A 2,561-nucleotide genomic window follows, 5' to 3' on the forward strand; every position below is an offset into this window, starting at 1 on the left:
TGCTCGTAGTCGAGGATCGGATGCGTCAGCGCCGCTTCGTCGACCAAGGCAAAGGTGCAGCCATGGCCCGACACCATGACCCCTTCCACTCCATGACCGTCGACCGTATCGGCAACGGCGCTGAGCGCCCAATGGTGGAGCGCCGCCTCGTCGAGCACGCTGAAGCCGCCTTGGCGCATCCATTTCGGCTGTGTCCGGCGCTCGTCGATGATCCGCCCGTCCTGGCCGAAGACGAACAGCTTCGAATTGGTCTTGCCGAAATCGAGGACAGCCACCTTCACTGGATGGCTCCCGAGGCTATCCGCACCATGACGCCGGCGTCCTCCAGCATGCGCGCATCGGCGTCGGAGAGACCGTCGTCGGTGACCAGCGTGCCGATGCGGGAAAGCGGCAGCGCGACATTGCGCGCGTGGATCGACAGTTTGCGGCTGTCGGCCAGCACCACGATCTGGTCGGCGCAAAGGCTGAGATCGACGATCGAGCGTACCAGCAGCGGGTGCGATTCCATCACGCCTTCCTGGCCAAGGCCTTGCGCGCCGAGAAAGAACTTGGAGGCATAGAAGGGCACGGCCTGGCTGAGCGAATGGATGATGCCGGGTTCGCGATGCAGATCACCGCCCGCAACCGTCAGGCTGCAATGGCCGTGGTCGCTGAGATAGGCCGCCAGCGGCATCGAGTTGGTGTAGAGGCGGATGTTGCGCTCGGCGAGCTTGACGCCCAGATGGAAGCAGGTCGAGCCGCCATGCACGATGACGGCGTCGCCGTCGCGCACCATGGTCGCCGCGAGAGCGGCGATCTGCCGCTTGGCCTCGACCGCAAGGTCGCGGTTCTCGTCGTAGGGCCTGGCGTAGGCAACACCGGCCTGGGAAGCGCCGTCGAGCGCCGAGATGCCGCCATAGACCTTCCGCGCTTCGCCGGCCTCGTCGATCCTGTCGATATCGCGCCTGACCGTCGCGGCTGAAACGCCAAGCCGCTCCTGCAACTCGCGCACCGAAGCGAACGGACGATCCCGCAACAGTTCGACGATCTGACGCTGACGGCCGGAGTCGCTCAATTCTTTCCTCCCGGATGCCATTTTCCATGGCAATTGGCGTAACTTACTCAACATTAGTCGGATTGCAAGCGTGTTTGATGACAGTAGATCACTATTGACGTAGATCACTCGTTTCTGCGATATCAGCGCCAATTCGATCCCGGCAACGGGATTTCGCGCAGGACACGGCCGAGCCGTTGGAGGAAAAGCGCCATGGCGACCGAAGCTGACGCGCAGGAACTGGCGGCCTTGCGGGCGCTTTCGGCCAGCATAGGGCGGAGCCCGCATCTCACCCAGGCGGCAGGCGGCAACACCTCGCTGAAAGCCGGCGACACGCTGTGGATCAAGGCCTCCGGCACCTGGCTGAAAGACGCGCTCGTCGATGACATCATGGTGCCGGTGGCGATGGCGCCGCTGCTGAAAGCCGTCGAACAGCGCGATCGCGCCGCCGACCAGCCGCAGGGTTTCACCATTGCAGCGCTCAACCCGCGCGGCCTGCGGCCATCGATCGAGACCACGGTGCACGCTTTGATGCCGCAGCGCGTCGTTCTGCATGTCCATTGCGTCGACACCATCTCGCTTGCCGTGCAGGCCGATGGCGAGGCCGAGGTCGCCAAGCGGCTCGATGGCATCGAATGGGCCTATGTGCCCTATTTCCGGCCCGGCCTGCCGCTTGCACGCGGCATTGCCGAAAAACTGCGGCCTGGTGTCGACGTGCTGATCCTTGGCAATCACGGGCTGGTCGTCGCTGCCGAAACCGTCGCCGGGGCGGAGCTTCTGCTGCGCCGTATCAGGTCATTGCTGGCCCGGCCGGCGCGCGCGACCGCCGCACCCGACCTCGACGCCTTGGCCGCGCTTGCCGGCGACAGCGGCTACAGATTGCCGGCCGATGTCGAAGCGCATGCGGTTGCGCTCGACGCTGAGAGCCGCCGCATGGCGCAGGCCGGCAGCCTCTATCCGGACCACGTCATCTTCCTCGGCCAGGGCTCCGTCGTGGCGAAGCCAGGCGAGGCCGTGGCAGATGTCGTTGCACGACTGGGCACGTCGCCTGCGGCGATCCTGTTTCCCGGCGCAGGCGTGCTGATGCGCGGCGACGCCAGTGCCGGCGCCGATGCCATGCAACGCTGCCTCGCCGACGTGACGGCGCGCATCGATATCGCCGCGCGGCTGAACTATCTCACCGCTTCCGAGAATGACGAGCTGGTCAACTGGGACGCCGAGCAGTATCGCCAGAAGCTCAACGCGGCTGGCGGCTAGCATGGACATGATGCCACTTGTCATCGGCATCGACATTGGCACATCAGGTGCGCGCGCCGTCGCCATGCGCCCTGATTTTTCCATAGCCGGGCATTCGGCCGTTCCACTCGACAGGTTTGGCGGCGATGGCCGAGCCCCCACGGCGTGGTGGCAAGCGGTCAAGGCGGCGCTGACGGAGCTGCTTTCCGGCATCGACCGCACGGCGGTCCGCGCCATCGCCGTCGACGGCACCTCCGGCACGCTGCTGCCGGTCGACGCCGCCGGGCTGCCG

The 2,561-nt window shown here is 65.8% G+C and carries 2 protein-coding genes and 2 pseudogenes; 2 read left to right on the top strand and 2 right to left on the bottom strand.

Annotated elements, in window-relative coordinates; translation table 11 throughout:
• Both EN994_RS26670 and EN994_RS26675 read right to left on the bottom strand, forming a co-directional pair.
• Positions 1–281 (bottom strand): annotated as a pseudogene (locus EN994_RS26670) (carbohydrate kinase); the annotation flags it as partial.
• Positions 278–1,054 (bottom strand): DeoR/GlpR family DNA-binding transcription regulator, encoded by a 777-nt coding sequence (locus tag EN994_RS26675; protein ID WP_013529337.1) that lies wholly within the window; start codon positions 1,052–1,054, stop codon positions 278–280. The pseudogene EN994_RS26670 and the gene EN994_RS26675, both read right to left, overlap by 4 nt.
• A 192-nt stretch (positions 1,055–1,246) precedes the next feature.
• On the opposite strand from EN994_RS26675, the gene EN994_RS26680 reads away from it, so the two are divergent.
• Together EN994_RS26680 and EN994_RS26685 are read left to right on the top strand one after the other, a co-directional pair.
• On the top strand, positions 1,247–2,290 hold the full coding sequence (locus EN994_RS26680; RefSeq protein ID WP_063169120.1) for a class II aldolase/adducin family protein: 1,044 nt from the start codon (positions 1,247–1,249) through the stop codon (positions 2,288–2,290).
• Between the two features lie 7 nt (positions 2,291–2,297).
• Positions 2,298–2,561 (top strand): annotated as a pseudogene (locus EN994_RS26685) (carbohydrate kinase); the annotation flags it as partial.

This window comes from Mesorhizobium sp. M7A.F.Ca.CA.002.09.1.1 (genome assembly GCF_003998555.1).
GTDB classification, from domain to species: Bacteria; Pseudomonadota; Alphaproteobacteria; order Rhizobiales; family Rhizobiaceae; genus Mesorhizobium; species Mesorhizobium ciceri.

What these genes read in the sequence shown, in the direction of transcription:
- EN994_RS26680 (WP_063169120.1), top strand. Translation starts at nt 1,247, where the DNA reads ATGGCGACCGAAGCTGACGCGCAGGAACTGGCGGCCTTGCGGGCGCTT.